At 71.1% G+C, this 17609-nt stretch carries 17 protein-coding genes; 10 read left to right on the top strand and 7 right to left on the bottom strand.

The window, feature by feature from the left end:
* Window positions 1-83: 83 nt before the first annotated feature.
* The 7 genes from GON04_RS16350 to GON04_RS16380 form a co-directional block, all read right to left on the bottom strand.
* Window positions 84-1202: an ABC transporter substrate-binding protein gene (locus GON04_RS16350; protein WP_157399118.1), complete on the bottom strand. Its 1119-nt coding sequence runs from the start codon at window positions 1200-1202 to the stop codon at window positions 84-86.
* Window positions 1203-1369: 167 nt separating this feature from the next.
* Window positions 1370-2344, bottom strand: a complete 975-nt coding sequence (locus tag GON04_RS16355; protein ID WP_157399119.1) for a tripartite tricarboxylate transporter substrate binding protein — start codon at window positions 2342-2344, stop codon at window positions 1370-1372.
* 29 nt (window positions 2345-2373) lie between these two features.
* Entirely contained in the window at window positions 2374-3456 is a 1083-nt protein-coding gene (locus GON04_RS16360) for a Gfo/Idh/MocA family protein (protein ID WP_157399120.1), read from the bottom strand.
* 16 nt (window positions 3457-3472) lie between these two features.
* Entirely contained in the window at window positions 3473-4615 is a 1143-nt protein-coding gene (locus GON04_RS16365) for an acyl-CoA dehydrogenase family protein (protein ID WP_157399121.1), read from the bottom strand.
* Between the two features lie 69 nt (window positions 4616-4684).
* Window positions 4685-5296, bottom strand: coding sequence for an enoyl-CoA hydratase/isomerase family protein (locus tag GON04_RS16370; RefSeq protein WP_157399122.1), 612 nt, complete (start codon window positions 5294-5296; stop codon window positions 4685-4687).
* Window positions 5297-5301: 5 nt separating this feature from the next.
* Complete coding sequence (locus tag GON04_RS16375; protein WP_157399123.1) at window positions 5302-6135, bottom strand: Clp protease/crotonase-like domain-containing protein; 834 nt, start codon at window positions 6133-6135, stop codon at window positions 5302-5304.
* A 15-nt stretch (window positions 6136-6150) separates the two neighbouring features.
* Window positions 6151-6798, bottom strand: coding sequence for a TetR/AcrR family transcriptional regulator (locus tag GON04_RS16380; RefSeq protein ID WP_157399124.1), 648 nt, complete (start codon window positions 6796-6798; stop codon window positions 6151-6153).
* Window positions 6799-6939: 141 nt separating this feature from the next.
* On the opposite strand from GON04_RS16380, the gene GON04_RS16385 reads away from it, so the two are divergent.
* The 10 genes from GON04_RS16385 to GON04_RS16430 all read left to right on the top strand — a co-directional run bounded on the left by GON04_RS16385 (window position 6940) and on the right by GON04_RS16430 (window position 17593).
* Window positions 6940-7911, top strand: coding sequence for a Bug family tripartite tricarboxylate transporter substrate binding protein (locus GON04_RS16385; protein WP_157399125.1), 972 nt, complete (start codon window positions 6940-6942; stop codon window positions 7909-7911).
* 13 nt (window positions 7912-7924) lie between these two features.
* Window positions 7925-8719, top strand: a complete 795-nt coding sequence (locus tag GON04_RS16390) for an enoyl-CoA hydratase/isomerase family protein (RefSeq protein ID WP_157399126.1) — start codon at window positions 7925-7927, stop codon at window positions 8717-8719.
* 29 nt (window positions 8720-8748) lie between these two features.
* Window positions 8749-9630 carry an HpcH/HpaI aldolase/citrate lyase family protein gene (locus tag GON04_RS16395; protein ID WP_157399127.1) on the top strand — a complete coding sequence of 294 codons (882 nt, stop codon included), beginning with the start codon at window positions 8749-8751 and terminating at the stop codon, window positions 9628-9630.
* Window positions 9627-11567 (top strand): AMP-binding protein, encoded by a 1941-nt coding sequence (locus tag GON04_RS16400; RefSeq protein WP_157399128.1) that lies wholly within the window; start codon window positions 9627-9629, stop codon window positions 11565-11567. Before GON04_RS16395 ends, GON04_RS16400 begins: the two co-directional genes overlap by 4 nt.
* An 89-nt stretch (window positions 11568-11656) precedes the next feature.
* Window positions 11657-12763, top strand: coding sequence for an amidohydrolase family protein (locus GON04_RS16405; protein ID WP_157399129.1), 1107 nt, complete (start codon window positions 11657-11659; stop codon window positions 12761-12763).
* 25 nt (window positions 12764-12788) lie between these two features.
* A complete protein-coding gene (locus tag GON04_RS16410; RefSeq protein WP_157399130.1) occupies window positions 12789-14327 on the top strand; it encodes an LVIVD repeat-containing protein in 1539 nt (512 codons plus the stop codon).
* An 8-nt stretch (window positions 14328-14335) separates the two neighbouring features.
* Window positions 14336-14704, top strand: a complete 369-nt coding sequence (locus GON04_RS16415) for a hypothetical protein (RefSeq protein ID WP_157399131.1) — start codon at window positions 14336-14338, stop codon at window positions 14702-14704.
* Window positions 14701-16053 (top strand): hypothetical protein, encoded by a 1353-nt coding sequence (locus GON04_RS16420; RefSeq protein WP_157399132.1) that lies wholly within the window; start codon window positions 14701-14703, stop codon window positions 16051-16053. The genes GON04_RS16415 and GON04_RS16420 overlap by 4 nt, the downstream gene beginning before the upstream one ends.
* A 114-nt stretch (window positions 16054-16167) precedes the next feature.
* Window positions 16168-16491 (top strand): hypothetical protein, encoded by a 324-nt coding sequence (locus tag GON04_RS16425; RefSeq protein WP_157399133.1) that lies wholly within the window; start codon window positions 16168-16170, stop codon window positions 16489-16491.
* 91 nt (window positions 16492-16582) lie between these two features.
* Window positions 16583-17593, top strand: a complete 1011-nt coding sequence (locus GON04_RS16430; protein ID WP_157399134.1) for a Gfo/Idh/MocA family protein — start codon at window positions 16583-16585, stop codon at window positions 17591-17593.
* Window positions 17594-17609: the final 16 nt, after the last annotated feature.

The following is a 17609-nucleotide window of genomic DNA, read 5'->3' on the forward strand; positions in this document are numbered from 1 at the left end:
GGATGGACCCGGATCATCGAGCCGGGACCCCGCAGCGGGCAGGAGGGAAACCCGGACGGTCGCGGACCGTCGCGGGCCGCGCGTCAGCGCGCGAACGAGCCGTCCTTGCGGATCATGGTCAGGGCCACGAAGCGCGAGCCCAGGTTGCTCTGCTTGCCGTACGAGACGGCGAAACCGCCCAGGTCCTCGTTGTTCATCGCCTCCAGCGTGGAGATGACCTTGGCGCGCGTGTACGGCGGCTGGATCTTCTGCAGCGCCTGGGCCACCAGCTTGGCATTGAGGAAGCCCTCCATGCTGTTGTAGCTGTACTTCTTGTCGTCCAGCTGGCCGATGATCTTCTGGTAGTCGCGCACCACCGGGGTGCCCAGCTCGGTGAACGGGTACGGCACGACCTGGCTGACGATGACGCCGGCGGCATCCTCGCCCAGGTCGGCGTGCAGGCCCGAGGCCACGCTCAGCACCATGAACTGCGGCCGCTTGCCCTTGGCGCGCAGGCCCTTGACCAGCGCCGCCGCCGGCTTGGACTGGCCGATGAACAGCACGGCCTGCGGATCGGCCGCAGCCAGCGCCTCGACGGCCTTGTCGACGTCGACCGTGCCGCGCGGCACGGGCGCCGCGGCCACCGCCTTGCCGCCACGCTTCTGGATGGCCGCATTCAGCGCGTCCAGGCCTTCCTTGCCGAACGCATCGTCCTGGTAGGCCGCGGCGATGCGCGTGACGCCGATGGTCCAGGCGTGGTTGACGGTCGCCTCGATCTCGTCGGTGGTGCTGGCGCGCACGTGGAACAGGCCCGGCACGTAGGGGTCGCGCAGCGACTTGGCGCCGCTGGTGTTGCCGATCTCGGCGATGCCCGCGGCCTGCACCAGGGGCACGATCTTCTGCACGTTGGCGGTGCCGCGGTAGCCCACCAGGGCCAGCACGTTCTGTTCGATCAGGGCCTTGGTGTTCTCGGCCGTCTTGTCCGGGTTGAAGCCGTCGTCGCGGCTGACCAGCTTGATCTTCTCGCCGCGCACGCCGCCCTTCTTGTTCAGGTCGTCGAAATAGGCGTTCATGCCGCGCAGGTAGTCCTTGGTGAGCGCGGCGGAAGTGCCCGACAGGTCGCCGGAATGCCCCAGCACGATGTCGGCGAAGGACAGGGTCGGCGCCAGGCAGGCGGCGATGGCAAGGAGGCGGCCGGCACGGGCCACCGTTGAAGACTTCATCATTTCCCCTATTGGTCTTGTCCGTGGCGAGCGCCACCGGTCGAAGTTACCCGACCCGCCCCGTTCGCGGAAGCCTGCCGGCGGCGGCGCGTCGGGGAAAAGTCACAGACCCCGCGTCCGCATCGTGCGCCGCAAGGGCGTGGCGCCCCGCGATCGTCGTCCTGGCGTCATTCGGGCGCGATGCCCGCGGCCTTGACCACCCGGCCCCACTTCACGATCTCGGCGCTGATGAAGCCGGCGAAGTCGGACGGCGAGCTGCCGGCCGGCTCGAAGCCCTGGGCGATCAGCTGCTCGCGCGTGGCGGGCAGCTTCAGGATCTCGTTGATCTCTCGGCTCACCTTCTGCACGATGTCGGCCGGCGTGCCGCGCGGCGCGAGCAGCCCGTACCAGGTGACCGCGCTGTAGCCGGGCAGGCCCGACTCGGCGATGGTCGGCAGGTCCGGCAGCGTGGCCGAGCGTTGGCTGGAGGTGACGGCCAGCGGCCGCAGCCGGCCCGACTTCACGAACGGCATCGCCGCCGGCATGGTGGCGAAGAACAGCTGCACCTGGCCGCCCAGCAGGTCGGTGAAGGCCGGCCCGCCGCCCTTGTACGGCACGTGCACCATGTCGACCCGCGCCATGGTGTTGAACAGCTCGCCGGCCAGGTGCGACGAGGTGCCGCGGCCGGCCGAGGGGTAGTTCAGCGAGTGCGGCTGCGACTTCGCCAGCGCGATGAGGTCGGCCACCGACTGCGCCGGCACCGAGGGGTTGACCACCAGGATGTTGGGCGTCACCGCCACCAGCGAGATCGGCGCGAAGTCCTTCTCGGGGTCGTACGGCAGGTGCTTGAAGGTGCTGGCGTTGATGGCGTTCGGGGCGATGTTCCCCATCAGCAGCGTGTAGCCGTCGGGCGCCGCATGGGCCGCGGCGTCGGTGCCGATGTTGCCGCCGGCGCCGCCGCGGTTGTCGATGGTGATCGGCTGGCCCAGGCGCTGCGACAGCGCCGGCGCCAGCAGGCGCGCCACGATGTCGGTGCCGCCGCCCGGCGGGAAGGCGACGATGAGGCGGATCGGCCGCTCGGGCCAGGCGGCCCGGGCCGGCAGCAGCGCCGCGCCCAGGAGCAATGCCAGGCCCAGGCGGGCCAGCGGTCGGATGGAGGCCATGCTGCGTTTCCCCTCGACGTCGTTGTTCGTCACCCGTGCGCCACGGCCACGGAGCGCCCGGTGCGCGCCGACTCCTCGATCGCCAGCGTGACCGCCAGCGTGTGGCGCGCGTCGGCCGGCGTGGCCAGGTTGCACGGCTTGCCGGTCGACAGGTAGTCGAGCCAGGCGCGGGTCTCGTCGGCGATGGGTCCCAGGAAATCGCCCAGCGCCCAGTCGCCCGGCGTCGAGCTCTCCAGGAACACCGTCTCGACCTTCTGCCCCGGCAGGTAGACGTGCGGGAAGCCGGCGTTGGTGTGCATGATCTGATCGGTGTGGTCGTCGTTGACCAGCAGCACGCCGTCGGTGCCCAGCAGTTCGACGCGCGCGCTGTGGCCGACCGAGGGCCACTTCTCCGGCAGCGCGTAGCTCACGCCCAGGTTCACCACCGCGCCATCGCGGCAGGTGAGCACCGCCCAGGTCACGTCGTCGACGTCGTGGCCGGCCGCCTGGATCACGCCCTTCTGGCCGCGGGCGAAGACCTCGGTGACCGGGTTGCCCTCGAGCAGCCAGCCCATGAGGTCGACGTAGTACGTCAGCGCGTCCACCACCGGCGTGGCGTGCGGGTTGCGCCCCAGCATGGCGAGGCATTGCGCGCGCGAGTTGTACAGGCGGGCGCAGGCCCCGGTGATGGTGCCCAGGCGGCCCTGCTTGAGCTGCTCCTTGGCGAGCAGGTAGCGGGTCTTGTAGCGCCGGCTGTAGCCCACCCGCAGGTCGCCGCCCAGTTCGGCCACCGTGCGCAGCATCAGGTCGGCCTCCGGCACGGTCAGCGCGATCGGCTTTTCCACCAGCACCGGGACCTGGCGCCGCAGCCCGGCCAGCACGGGCGCGGTGTGCTCGCCCTCGGCGGACGACACGATGATGGCGTTCACCTCGGGGTGCGAGACCAGCGCCTCCATGTCGGTGGTGCAGAACGAGGCGTCGATCGTCCTGGCCAGCTTCTGCGCCGCCGCTTCATCGGTGTCCATGACGCCGATGAAGCGCACCGACGGGTGCATGGCCGCCAGCCGCCCGCGCAGCGTGCCGATGCGGCCGCTGCCGACGATGGCCAGCCCGATGTCCTTCTTCGCTTTCATGGCGTCGCAGCTTTCTTCACAGGCCCAGGCTGGCCGCGATGATGTTCTTCTGGATCTCCGAGGTGCCGCCGCCGATGGTGGCCAGCCGCGAGTCGCGGAAGAAGCGCTGCATCGGGTATTCCATGCAGTAGCCGTAGCCGCCCAGGATCTGCAGGCAGACGTCGGAGATGGTCTTGTACGACTCGCCCACGTAGTACTTGATGACCGCGGTGTCGGCCCGCTCGGCCTGGCCGTGCTCCATCAGCCAGGCGTAGCGGCGCACCATGGTCTGCGCGGTGTCCAGCATCACCTTCATGTCGGCGAACTTGTGCTGGGTGACCTGGAAGCTGCCGATGGGCTTGCCGAACTGGGTGCGCGTCTTGGCGTAGTCGAGAGCGAACTCGAACGCGCGCCGGGCCGCCCCGATGCGCGCCGCCGACAGGCACAGGCGCTCGTAGCGCAGCGTGTCCTCGCAGATCGCCCAGCCCTTGTCCAGCTCGCCCAGCAGGGCGCTGCGCGGCACCCGCACGTCGGTGTAGGTCACCTCCGTGGTGCCGATGGCGTGCTGGCCCAGCGTCGGGATCTTGCGCACCTCGATGCCGGGCAACTTGGTGTCGACCAGGAAGGTGCTGATGCCCAGCTGCTTCTTGCCCAGGTCGCTGGTGCGCAGCGCCACCAGCACGTAGTCGGCGATGTCCATCCCCGAGGTGAACTGCTTGCGGCCGTTGATGACGAAGTGGTCACCGTCGGCCACCGCCCGCGTCTTCAGCGCAGCGGCGTCGGAGCCGGAGTCGGGCTCGGTGAGCGCGAAGGCGAACGAGAGCTCGCCCTGCACGACGCCCGGGACGATGCGCTGCTTCTGCTCCTCGGTGCCGTGCTTGAGGACGGCGTAGCAACCGTAGGTGAAGTTGCGGAACAGCCAGAGGCCCAGCTCCTCGAAGTGGTTGCCGGTCTCCTCCAGCAGCAGTGCCAGGTCGGTCGGCGAGCCACCCGCGCCGCCGTATTCCTCCGGCGCGATCAGGCCCAGCCAGCCGGCACGCGCCAGCGCCTGGAAGGCCTCGCGCGGCGGCTGCATCTGCTCGTCGCAGCGGGCCGCGTAGTCCATGGGACACACGTCGTCGAGCAGCGTGCGGACGTGGTCGACCAGGGCCTGCTGGTCGGGGGTGATGCCGAAATTCATGCGAAGCGGTCTCTCTGTATCAAGTGATTCAAGCAACTGATTGAATCATAGGCCGGACAGCCCCGACCGTCAATCACGCCGGGCCGCCGCGAGCGAGCCGGCCAGCGCCAGTGCGCGCTCCAGGGGGTCGCCGTCCACCACCTCGGTCACCAGGCCCCACGCCTGGGCCCGCTCGGGCGCCAGGGGGCGGCCGGTGAGCGCGGCGTAGGCGATGCCGCGCGGGGCCATCGCATGGACCGCGGCCTTGACGATCTGCGCCCCCGGCACGAAGCCGAAGTTGATCTCGGGCAGGCCGATGCGGGCGTCGCGGCCGGCGATCACCGCATCCGAGGCGGCCAGGATGGGCAGCGCCGCCCCGAAGCAGTAGCCCTGCACGGCGGTGACGATGGCCTGCGGCAGCTCGCGCAGCAAGCGCCGCCAGTGCTCGGTGGCGGAGCGCGCCCGCGCCAGCTGGTCGGGCGGCCGGGTGGAGCTGTCAAAGAAGTCCTTCATGTCCATGCCGGCGCAGAAGTTGCCGCCGATGCCGTGGAACACCAGCGCGCGCACGGCCGGGTCGGCGCGCGCCGCCAGCAGCGCGGCCTCCATGGCCAGCGTGAGTTCCACCCCGATGGCGTTGCGCTTGGCGGCGCGGTCCAGCCCGATGGACCGGATGCCGCCCGCGTGGTCGTCGATGCGCAGCATGGCCGTCAGCTCCCCAGCCCGGGCTTGCTCTTGCCAGCCAGGAAGCTGGCGACGCCAGCCGCACGCGATGATGGCCGGCCGGCCTGCAGCTCTTTCAGCTGCGCCACCTTGGCGGCGTTGTAGTCCAGCACGGCGTCCCACGCGATCGCGCCCACCTCGGCCAGCGTCTCCTTCGTCAGGCGCAGCGCGAGCGGGTCCTTGGCGGCGAGGTCGCGCGCCAGGGCCTGCGTCTCGCGCTCGAGGTCGGCGGCCGGGAAGGTGCAGGTCACGATCCCGCGGGCCTCCGCCTCGCGGGCGTCGACGACGGTGCCGTCGATGACCACGAAGCGGGCGTCGTGCGCGGCGAAGACGATGTCGCTCGCGGCGAGGACGGCGACGGTGGCGGCCTCACACGTCCCGCCGGCCATTGCGACCACCGGTTGGGGCAAGGCGCGCAGCAGCGTGGAGGGCGCCATGCCGGGGTCGCCAAGGCATCCATCGGTCCCCGCCCCTGTCGTCATGCCGGGCTCGACCCTGTCCATCGTCATGCCGGGCTCGACCCGGCATCCATCTCCCGCGCCGGGTTCGTCCGGGATTTTTCCATCGGTCGCGCGGTCGTCACTTCCCGGAGATGGATTGCGGGTCGAGCCCGCAATGACGGGATCAATGGATGGATTGCGGGTTGGGCCCGCCATGACGGGATCGAGGGATGGATGGCGGGTCGAGTCCGCCAGGACAAGCACGACCCGCACTTCGTCATCGCCCGCCAGGCCCGCCAGTCCCGGCAGCACCTGCGCCAACCGGTCCACGGCCACGGTCAGGACGCCGTCGGCCAGCACGGCGCCATCTGGAATCTGCATGGGCTGCGCCCCGGGTCAGGCCGCGCGCAGGCCGGCGGCGGCGAAGCGCACCAGGTGCTCGAGGGCGGCTTCGGGGTCGGAGGTGTCGATGTCGCCGTGGCTGATCGACTCGATGCGGCCGGGCGCGGCCATGGTGTAGACCATCGCGCCCATCACGAAGTGGAAGCGCCAGTACAGCTCCTTGGGCTCGAGCTTGGGCAGCGCCTGGGCCAGCGCCTGCAGCGCCATCGCGCTGGAGGCGTTGAAGGCCTTGCCCAGTGCGGCGCGCCGCACCTCCTCACGCTCGAAGGCCATGCGGGCGCGCAGCATGGTGAACGCCACGCCGTTGGGCGTGTGCAGCGCGTCGAAGGCCGGCCGCAGGAAGGCGCGCAGCACGTCCTCCAGCTTGGGGCGTCCGTGCCGGTCGAGCGTGAGGTCGCGCAGCAGCTGCTCGCGCATCTGCGCGATCGGGCGGGCCCGCAGCGTGAACAGCTCCTCCAGCACCGCTTCCTTGGAACCGAAGTGGTAGTGCGCCGCGGCGCTGTTGACGCCCGCGGCGGAGGTGATCTCGCGCAGGCTGACGGCGTCGATGCCGCGCTCGCTGAACAGGCGCTCGGCCGCCTGCAGGATGCGCTCGGGCGTGCTCGCGTTGGAATCGGCGGTGACCTCGGCTTCCCTGGCCATGGTGGTGCGCTCTGGTTGTGGAGGTGTCCGCATTCTATCCAATCAAGCGATTCAATCAATTGCTTGATTCACCCGCCTGCTTCAGATATGCTGCCCGCACACGAGCCGCCATGCGGCCCACCATCCGTTTCCAGGAGACCCATGAAGTACGTCCAGCGCGCCACCCGATGGCTGCTGCTCGCAGCCGCGGTGGCGGTCGGCAGCACCGGCCAGGCGCAGACCTATCCCAGCAAGCCCATCCGCGTCATCGTCCCCAGCTCGCCGGGCGGCAGTCCCGACGTGCTCGCACGCCTGATCTCGGCCCCGCTCGGCGAGGAGCTGGGGCAGCCGGTGGTGGTGGAGACCGTGACCGGCGCCGCCGGCATCATCGGCACCGACAAGGTGGCCAAGTCCACGCCCGACGGCTACACGCTGCTGTACGGCTTCAACCAGGTGGCGACGATGAACCCGCCCCTGTACAAGAAGCTGCCCTACCAGCCCGAGCGCGACCTGGTCCCCCTGGGGCTGACGCTGAACCTCAGCTACATGTGGATCGCCACCAACGAGTTCGAGGCCAACAGCATCGCCGACCTCACGCGCATCAACCGCGCCAAGCCGGGCACGGTGAACTACGCGTCCACCGGGCCGGGCTCCGCCGCCCACCTCGGCGGCCTGATGCTCGAGCGCATGACCGGCGCGCAGATGGTCCACGTGCCCTACCGCGGCAACACCAACTCCGACCTGATGGCCGGCGTGGTGCAGCTGAAGCTGGATCCGGTCGCGGCCTCGCTCGGCCTGGTGAAGGCGGGCAAGGTCAAGGTGCTGGCGGTCAGCTCGCCCAAGCGGCTGGCCGTGCTGCCCGACGTGCCCACCGTCGCCGAGTCCGTGCCGGGCTACGAGATGACCGGCTGGCAGGGCTTCTGGGCGCCGGCCGGCACGCCGCCGGCCATCGTGCAGCGGCTCAATGCCGCCATCGTGAAGGTGGTGCACAAGCCCGAGATGAACAAGCGCATCCAGGAACTCGGGTACGAGCCCCTGGGATCCACGCCCAAGGAGATGGCCGACCGCATCCACCGCGAACTCGGGGAGTGGACGGCCATCCTCAAGCAGGCCAACATCACCCTCGAGCCATGACGGGCAGGCACCCTTGAGCGAACCGGTCCACGACACCCTCATCCTGACGCGGCAAGGCCGCGTCGCCATCCTCGCGCTCAACCGGCCCGAGGCGATGAACGCCATCAGCATGCGGATGCGCGCCGAGATGCGCCAGGCACTGGAGGCGCTGCAGGCCGATGCGGACATCGGCGCCGTGGTGCTCACCGGCAGCGGCGACAAGGCCTTCTCCGCCGGCATGGACCTGCGCGAATTCGCCAAGCTGAGCGCCGACCTGCCGGTGGCCGAGGTCAAGCGGCTGCGCCAGGCCGCCACCGACGGCATCGCCACCTTCGACAAGCCCATCCTGGCGGCGGTGAACGGGCTGGCCATCGGCGGCGGTGTCGAACTGGCACTGCTGTGCGACCTGGTGTTCGCCGCCGACACGGCCAGCTTCGCCTTCGGCGAGATCAAGCGCGGGCTGATGCCCGGCAACGGCGGCACGCAGCGCCTGTCGCGCCGCATCGGCATGCCGCGGGCGCTGGAGATGGTGCTCACCGGCCGCACGGTCGACGCGCAGGAAGCGCTGGCCATCGGCCTGGTCGAGTACGTGGTGCCCGGGCCGGACCTGCTGGCGCGGGCCGTGGCCCTGGCCGAGCAGATGGCCGCCAACGCACCCATCGCATTGCGCACCGCCAAGGCCGCCATCGTGCGCGGCGCCGAGATGCCGCTGCAGGACGGCCTCCGCCTCGAGCAGGACCTGGCCGCCTTCCTCTACACCACCGAAGACGCCCAGGAGGGCCCGCGCGCCTTCCTGGAGAAGCGCCCGCCCGTCTGGCGCGGCCGCTGAACCCCACCGACACCCCTCGCACCGATCCCATGAAGTTGTTCCGCACCCTGCTGTTCGCCCCGGCCACCCGGCCCGAGTTGCTGTCCAAGGCGCAGGCCGGCGCCGCCGACGCGCTGATCTTCGACCTCGAGGACTCCGTTCCCGCCAACGCCAAGGACGAGGCCCGCCGCAACGTGGGCGAGGCGCTGGCCGCCGGCCTGCGCAAGCCCATGTACCTGCGCATCAACAACCCGCGCGCCGGCGACTTCAGGGCCGACCTGGCCGTGCTGCGCGCCGGCCACGGCGGTGCCGCCGTGAAGGGCGTCATCCTGCCCAAGGCCGACGACGCCGCCGACGTGCAGGCCGTCGCGAAGGAACTCGAAGCCGTCGAGGCGGCCTCGGGCCGCGCCGCCGGCAGCCTGTCGATCCTGCCGCTCGTCGAGACCTGCCTGGGCCTGCGCAACACCTACGACATCGCCAAGGCCTCGCCGCGCATCTGCGGCATGGCGCTGGCCAGCGCCGAGGAAGGCGACTTCATGGTCGACCTGGGCGGCCGCTGGACCCCGCAGAGCCTGGCCCTGGCCTACCCGCGCAGCAAGATGGTGGTGGATGCACGTGCCGCCGGCCTGCACTGGCTGGTCGACGGCGTGTTCATGAACCTCAAGGACACGCAGGCGCTGCGCACCGAATGCGCCATCGCCCGCGAGCTCGGCTTCGTCGGCAAGATGGCCATCCACCCGACCCAGGTCGACGTGATGCACGAGGTCTTCTCGCCCACGGCGCAGGAGGTCGAGTACGCCCAGGGCCTGCTGGCCGCCTACCGCGAGGGCGAGGCACGCGGCATCGGCGCCGTGAAGTTCCGCGGGATGATGGTCGACCAGGCCAACGTGCGCCTGGCCGAGCGCACCCTGTCGCTGGCGGGCGCGGCATGAGCGGCGCCCTCACCCAGCGCCCGGCGTCGGTCACGCCCGACATCGGCCCGCACGGCAGCGTGCCGCCCCTGCAACACCCGCCCCTGTGCACGCTGGCCGACGTCCACGCGCTGGAGCAGGTGCCCATCGAGCAGCGCATCACGCGCTGGGACTTCGCGCAGAACCTGCTCGACGGCTGCCGCCATGCGCCGCAGCGCGCGGCCCTGCACGCCACCGACAACGGCGACCTCGACGGCCAGGTCATCACCTGGTCGTTCGCCGAGCTGGAGCAGCAGGCGCTGCGCATCGCCAACCTGCTGCGCGCGCAAGGCGTCGGCGCGCAGGACGCCGTGGCCCTGGTCAGCCCCACGGTCCCGGCGATGTTCGCCGCCCTGATCGGCGGCCTGCTGGCCTGCCGGCCGTTCCCGATCAACTGGATGCTGGACACCAACGCGCTGGCCAGCCTGATCGGGCTGACCAAGGCCAGGGTCGTCATCGCGCTCGGTCCCACGCCGGGCTTTTCCATCCACGAGAACGTCACGGCGGCGCTGGCCCGGCTCGAGCAGCCGCCGCGCCTGTTCACGCTGCACGATCCGTTCGCGCCGGCCCATCCCGGCGACCTGCTCACCGCCGCGGCCGCCCACCCGGGCGACCGGCTGGCCTTCGACCGGCCCACCGCGAAGCGCTTCGACGTGGCGTGCTACGTCCACTCGGGCGGCACCACCGGCCATCCCAAGGTGGTGAAGATCCTGCACGGCGGCATGGTCTACCGGCAGTGGGCGGCCAACACCTGCATGGCGTTCTCGCCCGACGACGTGGTGCTGTCGGACACGCCGCTGTTCCACATCGGCGGCCTGCTGGTGCGCGGCCTGGTGTCCACGGCCGACGGCCACACAACCGTCATCCCCAGCATGCACGGCGCGCGCGACAAGCGCTACATCGCCAACTACTGGCGCTACGTCGAGCGCTTCGGCGTGACGCAGATCTCCGGCGTGCCGACCACGCTCTCGGTGCTGGCCAAGAACCCGCCCACCACCGAGGACATCTCCTCGCTGCGGCCCTACTTCGCCACCGGCTCCACGGCCATGGCGCCGGCGGTGCAGACCCGCATCGGCGAGATCACCGGCGCCCGCGCCCTGCAGAGCTACGGCCTGACCGAGAACACCAGCCACGTCTCGGTCGACCCGCGCGACGGCGAGATCCGGCGCGGCTACTCGGGCCTGCGCGTTGCCTACATGAAGGTGCGCGTGGTGCGGCTGGCGGCCGACGGCTCGGTGGAGCGCGAGTGCGCCCCGGGCGAGGACGGCATGGTGCTGGTCGGCGGGCCCGGCGTGGCCGGCGGTTACCTCGACCCGGCACAGGACAAGGGCTCGTTCCTGCCCGACGGGTTCTTCGTCACCGGCGACCTGGGCAGCATCGACGCCGACGGCTACATCAAGATCACCGGCCGCCAGAAGGACCTCATCATCCGCGGAGGCCACAACATCGAGCCGCGCCTGATCGAGGACGCCCTGCTGCAGTCGCCCTGGGTCGCCCAGGCCGCCGCCGTCGGCCGCCCCGACGCCCACGCGGGCGAGCTGCCGGTGGCCTATGTCGAACTGCACCCCGGTGCCCAGGTCACCGCCGACGAGCTGCTGCGGTACGCCGCCGAACGCATTCCCGAGCGGCCCGCCGTGCCCAAGGAAATCATCTTCCTGGACAAGCTGCCGCTCACCGCGGTGGGCAAGCCGGTCAAGCACCTGCTGCAGGTCGACGCGGCCAAGCGCGTGTTCCGCGAGGCCCTGAGCGCGCTGCCCGCCTCGTGGGACCTGGAGGTGGTCAACACCGGCGGCAGCGGCATGCGCACCACGCTCACCCTGCGCGGCGAGGCACGGGGTGCGCGGGAGCAGGCCGACGCCATCCTGTCGGCGTTCCCGGTTCCCTACGTGATCCAGCTGGAGGACCAGCCCGCCGGATAGCGTCCCAGTCGTTCCAGACGCGGCCGCCTCGCCAGGGGCCGCGCCTCCCGAGTTCCATCGCATCCACAACACCAACCAAGGAGACAAGCATGCGTGATCGGAGATCGTTTCTGGCCAGTACTTCCGGCTCCCTCGCCGGACTGATGTTCTGCGGCTGCGGCCTGCTGCATGCCCGCCAGGCGGCGGCGCAGACGACGGCGCCGCCCAAGCCCGCCGCACCCGCGGTGCGCCGCTCGCGGGTCAAGACCATCGACACCCACACCCATTGCTACTTCCAGGAGGCGCTCGACCTGCTGGGACCGGAGGGCGCCAAGGCCGCGCTGCCGCCGGTGAAAGGCCAGGCCGAGCACTTCGACTCCATCGACAAGCGGCTGGCCTCGATGGACGCGCAGGGCGTGGACATGCAGGTGCTCAGCATCAACCCGTTCTGGTACGGCCGCGACCCCGACCTCGCGCGCGCCATCACCAAGGTGAACAACGAGAAGCTGGCCGAGCTGTGCGCCCGGAAGAAGGACCGCTTCGCCGCCTTCGCCAGCCTGCCGCTGCAGAACACCGAGCTGTCGGTGCAGATGCTGGAGGAGGCGGTGAAGAAGCAGGGCCTGGTGGGCGCGGCCATCGGCGGCAGCCTGCAGGGCGAGGACTTCTCCGCCGCCCGCTTCCACCCGATCTGGGCCAAGGCGCAGGAGCTGGGCGCCGTGCTCTTCATCCACCCGCAGAGCACGCCCGAGCTGGGCAAGCGCTTCAAGGGCAACGGCTGGCTGTCCAACGTGATCGGCAACCCGCTGGACACCACCATCGCGCTGAACAAGCTGATCTTCGAGGGCACGCTCGACAAGTTCCCGGGCCTGAAGGTCCTGGCCGCGCACGGTGGCGGCTACTTCGGCTCCTACGCGCCGCGCTCCGACCACAGCTGCTTCGTGGCGCCCGCCAACTGCGACCCGTCCATCGTGCTGAAGAAGAAGCCGACCGAGTACCTGTCGCAGCTGTGGTTCGACTCGCTGGTGTTCACCGACGAGGGCATCCGCCACCTGGTGGCCGAGGTCGGCGCCGATCGCGTCGTCATCGGCTCCGACTCGCCCATCCCCTGGAACGAGCAGCCGGTCAAGCTGATCCGCGATGCCAAGACGCTGACCCCGCAGCAGAAGGACGCCATCCTGGGCCACAACGCGGCCCGCCTGTTCGGCTTCCATGCCTGAGCCCGCCATGACGAGGACATCCACCATGATCGCCAGCTCCTTCCTCCCGCGCGCCCGCGCCCTCCCCGCCCGCTGGGCGGCGGCCGCCCTGTGGTGCTCCCTCGCGGCGGCGCCCTGGGCGCTGGCCCAGACGCCGCCCAAGGCGCCGTCCGACGGCGTGCCCGACAAACAGGTCGCCGAAGGCAAGGCCGAATCGCTCAACATGCGCCTGGTGGGCGCCGAGCCCCTGCAGGGCCGCACCGCCTACCAGCCCACCATCCAGCACCAGGGCAACCGCTGGATCGCCTACGTGGGCCACCACGGCGACAAGAAGATGAATCCGCTGACCGGCAAGATGGAGGACAACGGCACCTCCGTCGTCGACGTCACCGATCCGAAGAAGCCCAAGTACCTCACCCACATCCCGGGCGAGGAAGGCAAGGCCGAACAGGGTGGCGCGCAGATGGTGCGCGTGTGCGCCGGCGCCGACCTGCCCAAGGGCGACAAGAGCAAGTTCTACATGCTGCGCGTGTTCGGCAACCAGGCGCACGAGATCTGGGACGTCACCGCGCCCGAGAAGCCCACGCTGCTCACCACCATCGGGCGCGGCCTGAAGGGCACGCACAAGAACTTCTGGGAGTGCGACACGGGCATCGCCTACCTGGTGTCCGGCCATCCCCAGTGGCGCACCAACCGGATGACGCAGATCTACGACCTGTCCGATCCCGCCAAGCCGGTGTTCATCCGCGACTTCGGCCTGGTCGGCCAGCAGCCCGGCGCCGGCGGCCCGGTGCCGATCTCGCTGCACGGCCCGATCTCCAGCGGCCCCAAGGGCAACCGCGTCTACTTCGGCTACGGCACCAACACCGACGGCGTGCTGCAGATCGTCGACCGCGACAAGCTGCTCAACGGCCCCAAGGAGCCCACGCCCGAGAACCTGCTGGCGCCCCAGGTCGCGCGGCTGGACCTGCCGCCGATGCATGGCGCGCACACGGTGTTCCCGCTGTTCGGCGTCGAGATCCCCGAGTTCTCCAAGAACCTGCTGGGCAAGAAGCGCGACTTCATCGTGGTGACCGACGAGGCGATCCAGAAGGAATGCCTGGAAGGCCGGCAGATGGTGTGGGTGGTCGACGTCACCACCGAGACCAAGCCGTTCGGCGTCTCCAGCTGGACCGTGCCCGAGGCCAGCGGCAACTTCTGCACCCGCGGCGGGCGCTTCGGCACCCACTCGTCGAACGAGAGCACGGCGCCGGTGTTCCACAAGAAGCTGATGTTCTTCGCCCACTTCAACGCCGGCGTGCGGGTGCTGGACGTGCGCAACCCGATGAACCTCAAGGAAGTGGCCTGGTACATCCCGGCCATGACCAAGGAGACGGTGGTGCTGGAGACGCCGGCCAGCATGGCGGCGTCGGGCCTGCCCTTCACCGAGGCCTCGAAGCGGCGCGCCATCCAGACCAACAACGTCGAGGTCGACGAGCGCGGCTACGTCTACATCGTCGACCGCGCCAACACCGGCCTGCACATCCTCGAGCTCACCGGTCCGGCGCGCAACATCGCCGACTGGAGTGCGGCGGTCAAGAACTGACGCCGACCGTGCACCGGCGCGCTGTCCTGGCCGGCTCGGGCGCGGCCCTCGCGCTGTGGGCCGGCGGGGCGCCGGCCCAGGCTGCCGAAACCGTCCACGAACTGGCCATCGCGGCCGGCGTGCTGCCGGCCGGCCAGCGCCTGCAGCGCGCGGTCAAGGGCGACCGCCTGCGCTGGCGCATCACCAGCGACACCGCCGGCGAGCTGCACCTTCATGCCTATCGGCTGGCAGTGGCGGTGCAGCCCGGCCGGATCGCCGAACTGGCCTTCACCGCCAATGCCAGCGGCCGCTTCCGCGCCAGCTGGCATCCGGCCGGCGCGACGAACACGGACCGCCACGACGCGCCCCTGCTGGTGCTGGAAGTGCAGCCGCGGTGAGGGCCTGCGCGCGCGCCGTCCTCTCCCTGACTGCCCTGCTCGCGGCGGGCGCGACCCGCGCCCATGCGCTGCAGGAGCGCTACGACCTGCCGCTGCCGCTGGCCTACGTGGTGGCCGGCGGCTGCCTGGCGGTGGTGCTGACGTTCGCGGCCGCCGCGCTGTTCGCCCGCCGCGGTGCCGGCGCCCCGCGCGAGGCCCGCGCGCTGGCTGTGCCGGCGCCGCTGCTGGCCGTCACCCGCACGCTCGGCCTGGTCCTGTTCCTGCTCGCGGTGGCCAGTGCGCTCTGGGGCACGCGCGACCCCCTCATGAACCTCACGCCCACGCTGGTCTGGATCGTCGCCTGGCTGGGGCTCTCGCTCACCTGCGCCTTCGTCGCCGACGTCTGGCCGCTGCTGGATCCGTGGCGCACGCTGCACGCCGGCTGGCAGGCGCTGTGGCGACGGCCGGCGCCTACTCCTCGGCGGCACTGGCCGGCCCGCATCGGCGTCTGGCCGGCCGTGCTGCTGCTGCTGGCCTGGAGCTGGATGGAGGTGGTCGACCCGCGCGCCAGCTCGCCGGCCCGTCTCGGCGCGCTGCTGCTGGCGTGGACCGCCGTCAACCTGGGCGGCATGGCGGCGTTCGGCCGCGCCGCCTGGCAGGCGCACGCCGACCTGTTCGCGGTGGTCTTCGCCACCTTCGGCCGGATGGCGCCCTGGCGCCTGGCCAGCGGACCGGCGGCACCGCCGGCGGCCGGCCTGGCCGCCCTGGTGATGGCGCTGCTGGCCACCGTCATCTTCGACGGCCTGCACGGCGCCGCCGCCTGGGAGCTGGTCGACCGCCTGGTGCGCACGGTGGTACCGGCGCAGGCCGATCCGAACGGCTTCATCGCCGGCGCCGCCGGACTGGTCGCCGTGTGGCTGGCCTTCCTGCTGCTCTACCAGGCGGCGCTGCACGCGAGCCTGGCGCTGCTGGGGCCATCCGGCCGCGACCCCGCACTGCCCCCGCGCATCGCCCTGACGCTGGTGCCGATCGCCGCCGCCTACCACCTCGCCCACAACTTCTCGACGCTGGTGCTGCAGGGGCAACGCATCGTCGCCCTGCTGTCCGATCCGTTCGGGCTGCAGTGGGACCTGTTCGGCACCGCCCGCTACTACCCCGACATCGCCTGGCTGGATGCGCGCATCACCTGGTTCGTGGCCACCGGCGCCATCCTGGCCGGCCACGCCGCCTCGATCTGGTGGTCGCACCGCGTCGTGCTGGCGACCGGCGTGCCGCGGCGCCGGGCCGCCGCCGCCCTGGTGCCGCTGACGCTGCTGATGGTGGCCTTCACGGCCTCGAGCCTGGTCCTGCTGGCCGCCGCACAGGAATGACGGCACCGCAAAGACCCATCGGGCTCGTCCTGGCAGCCCGGGAAAACCCGGATGCCCGGGTCAGGAACCGGTCAGAACCCGTCCCGAGAATCTGGAAGCTCATCGGCACGCCCCGTGGACGACCATTCCAGCCTCGACTTCCCCACCACCAGTGCGCTGGACGCGTACGTGGTGCAGGAGGAGATCCGTGGCCCGATCCACGGCCACTGGCTGGCGTGCTACGCGATCGAACGCTCGCGCGGCTTCCATGCCTACGGCAAGCTGTGCCGGGATCGTCCGGTCTCGGTCTGGGACACGCCCAGCGCCTTCCTGAAGATCTCCCTCGGCCCCCGGCCCACGGCCGATGCCGCGCTCGACGCGATCGCCACGGCCATCGAGGCCCGCCTGCAGCGCCGGCTCGGCAACCAGGCCATTCCCGCACCACCGCCGGCGGATTGAACCCCACCGGTGGGCCGCGCAGCCACGCCCTTGTCGCTGGCAGCGCGGCATGGTCCTCGCTACAGTCTTTCGCAACCCTTAGCCACCATCCATGATCCGTGCCGCCATCATCGGCCTGGGCACCTGGGGACAGAACCTCGTCCGCAGCGTCCAGGGCCACAGTTCCTCGATCCAGTTCACCACTGCCGCGACGCGCGACGTCGACAAGGGCCGCGCCGTGGCGCAGGCGCACGGGCTGCGCCTGCTGGCCAGCTACGACGACGTGCTGCGCGACCCCGACGTCGACGCCGTCGTGCTGGCCACGCCGCACTCGCTGCACACCGACCAGATCGTGGCCGCGGCCCGCGCCGGCAAGCACGTCTTCAGCGAGAAGCCGCTGGGGCTGGACGCGGAAAGCGCCCAGCGCGCCGCCACCGCCTGCGCCGACCACGGCGTGACGCTGGGCGTGGGCTACAACTGGCGCCACCAGCCGGCGCTGCAGCGCATCCGCCAGCTGCTCGACGACGGCACGCTGGGGCGGGTGCTGCACATCGAGGGCAATTTCTGCGGCCCCAGCGCCTACCGCTTCCCGCGCGGCCACTGGCGGCACGACCGCGAGGAGGTGCCGGCCGGCGGCATGACCGGCCGCGGCGTGCACGTGATCGACGCCATGCTGTACCTGGCCGGCCCCATCGGCCAGGTCACCGCGCAGAGCTACCGGCTGGCGCAGGACTTCGGCGTCGACGACACCACCTCCATGCTGCTGCGCTTCGACAGCGGCGCCACCGGCTACCTGGGCACCGTCATCGCCACCGCCGAGACCTGGCGGCTGCAGGTGTTCGGCAGCAACGGCTGGGCCGAAGTGGGCGACGTCGAGCACCTGCACACCTGGGAGCTGAAGGTGTGCCTGGTCGATCGCGCCAACGTCACGGTCAAGCAGCGCCCGCAGGTGCACACCTTCCCGGTCACCAGCACCGAGCGGGCCGAACTCGAGCACTTCGCGCAGGCCGCCGCCGCGCGCCGGCCGCTTTCCGTGCCGGGCGGCGACGCGGTGCACAACGTGGCGGTGCTGCAGGCCATCCTGCAGTCCGCGCAGACGCAGCAGCCGGTGCGGCTGGCCTGACCCCATCCCCGAAGGA

Origin of the sequence: Ramlibacter pinisoli (assembly GCF_009758015.1) — a bacterium.
GTDB classification, from domain to species: domain Bacteria; phylum Pseudomonadota; class Gammaproteobacteria; order Burkholderiales; family Burkholderiaceae_C; genus Ramlibacter; species Ramlibacter pinisoli.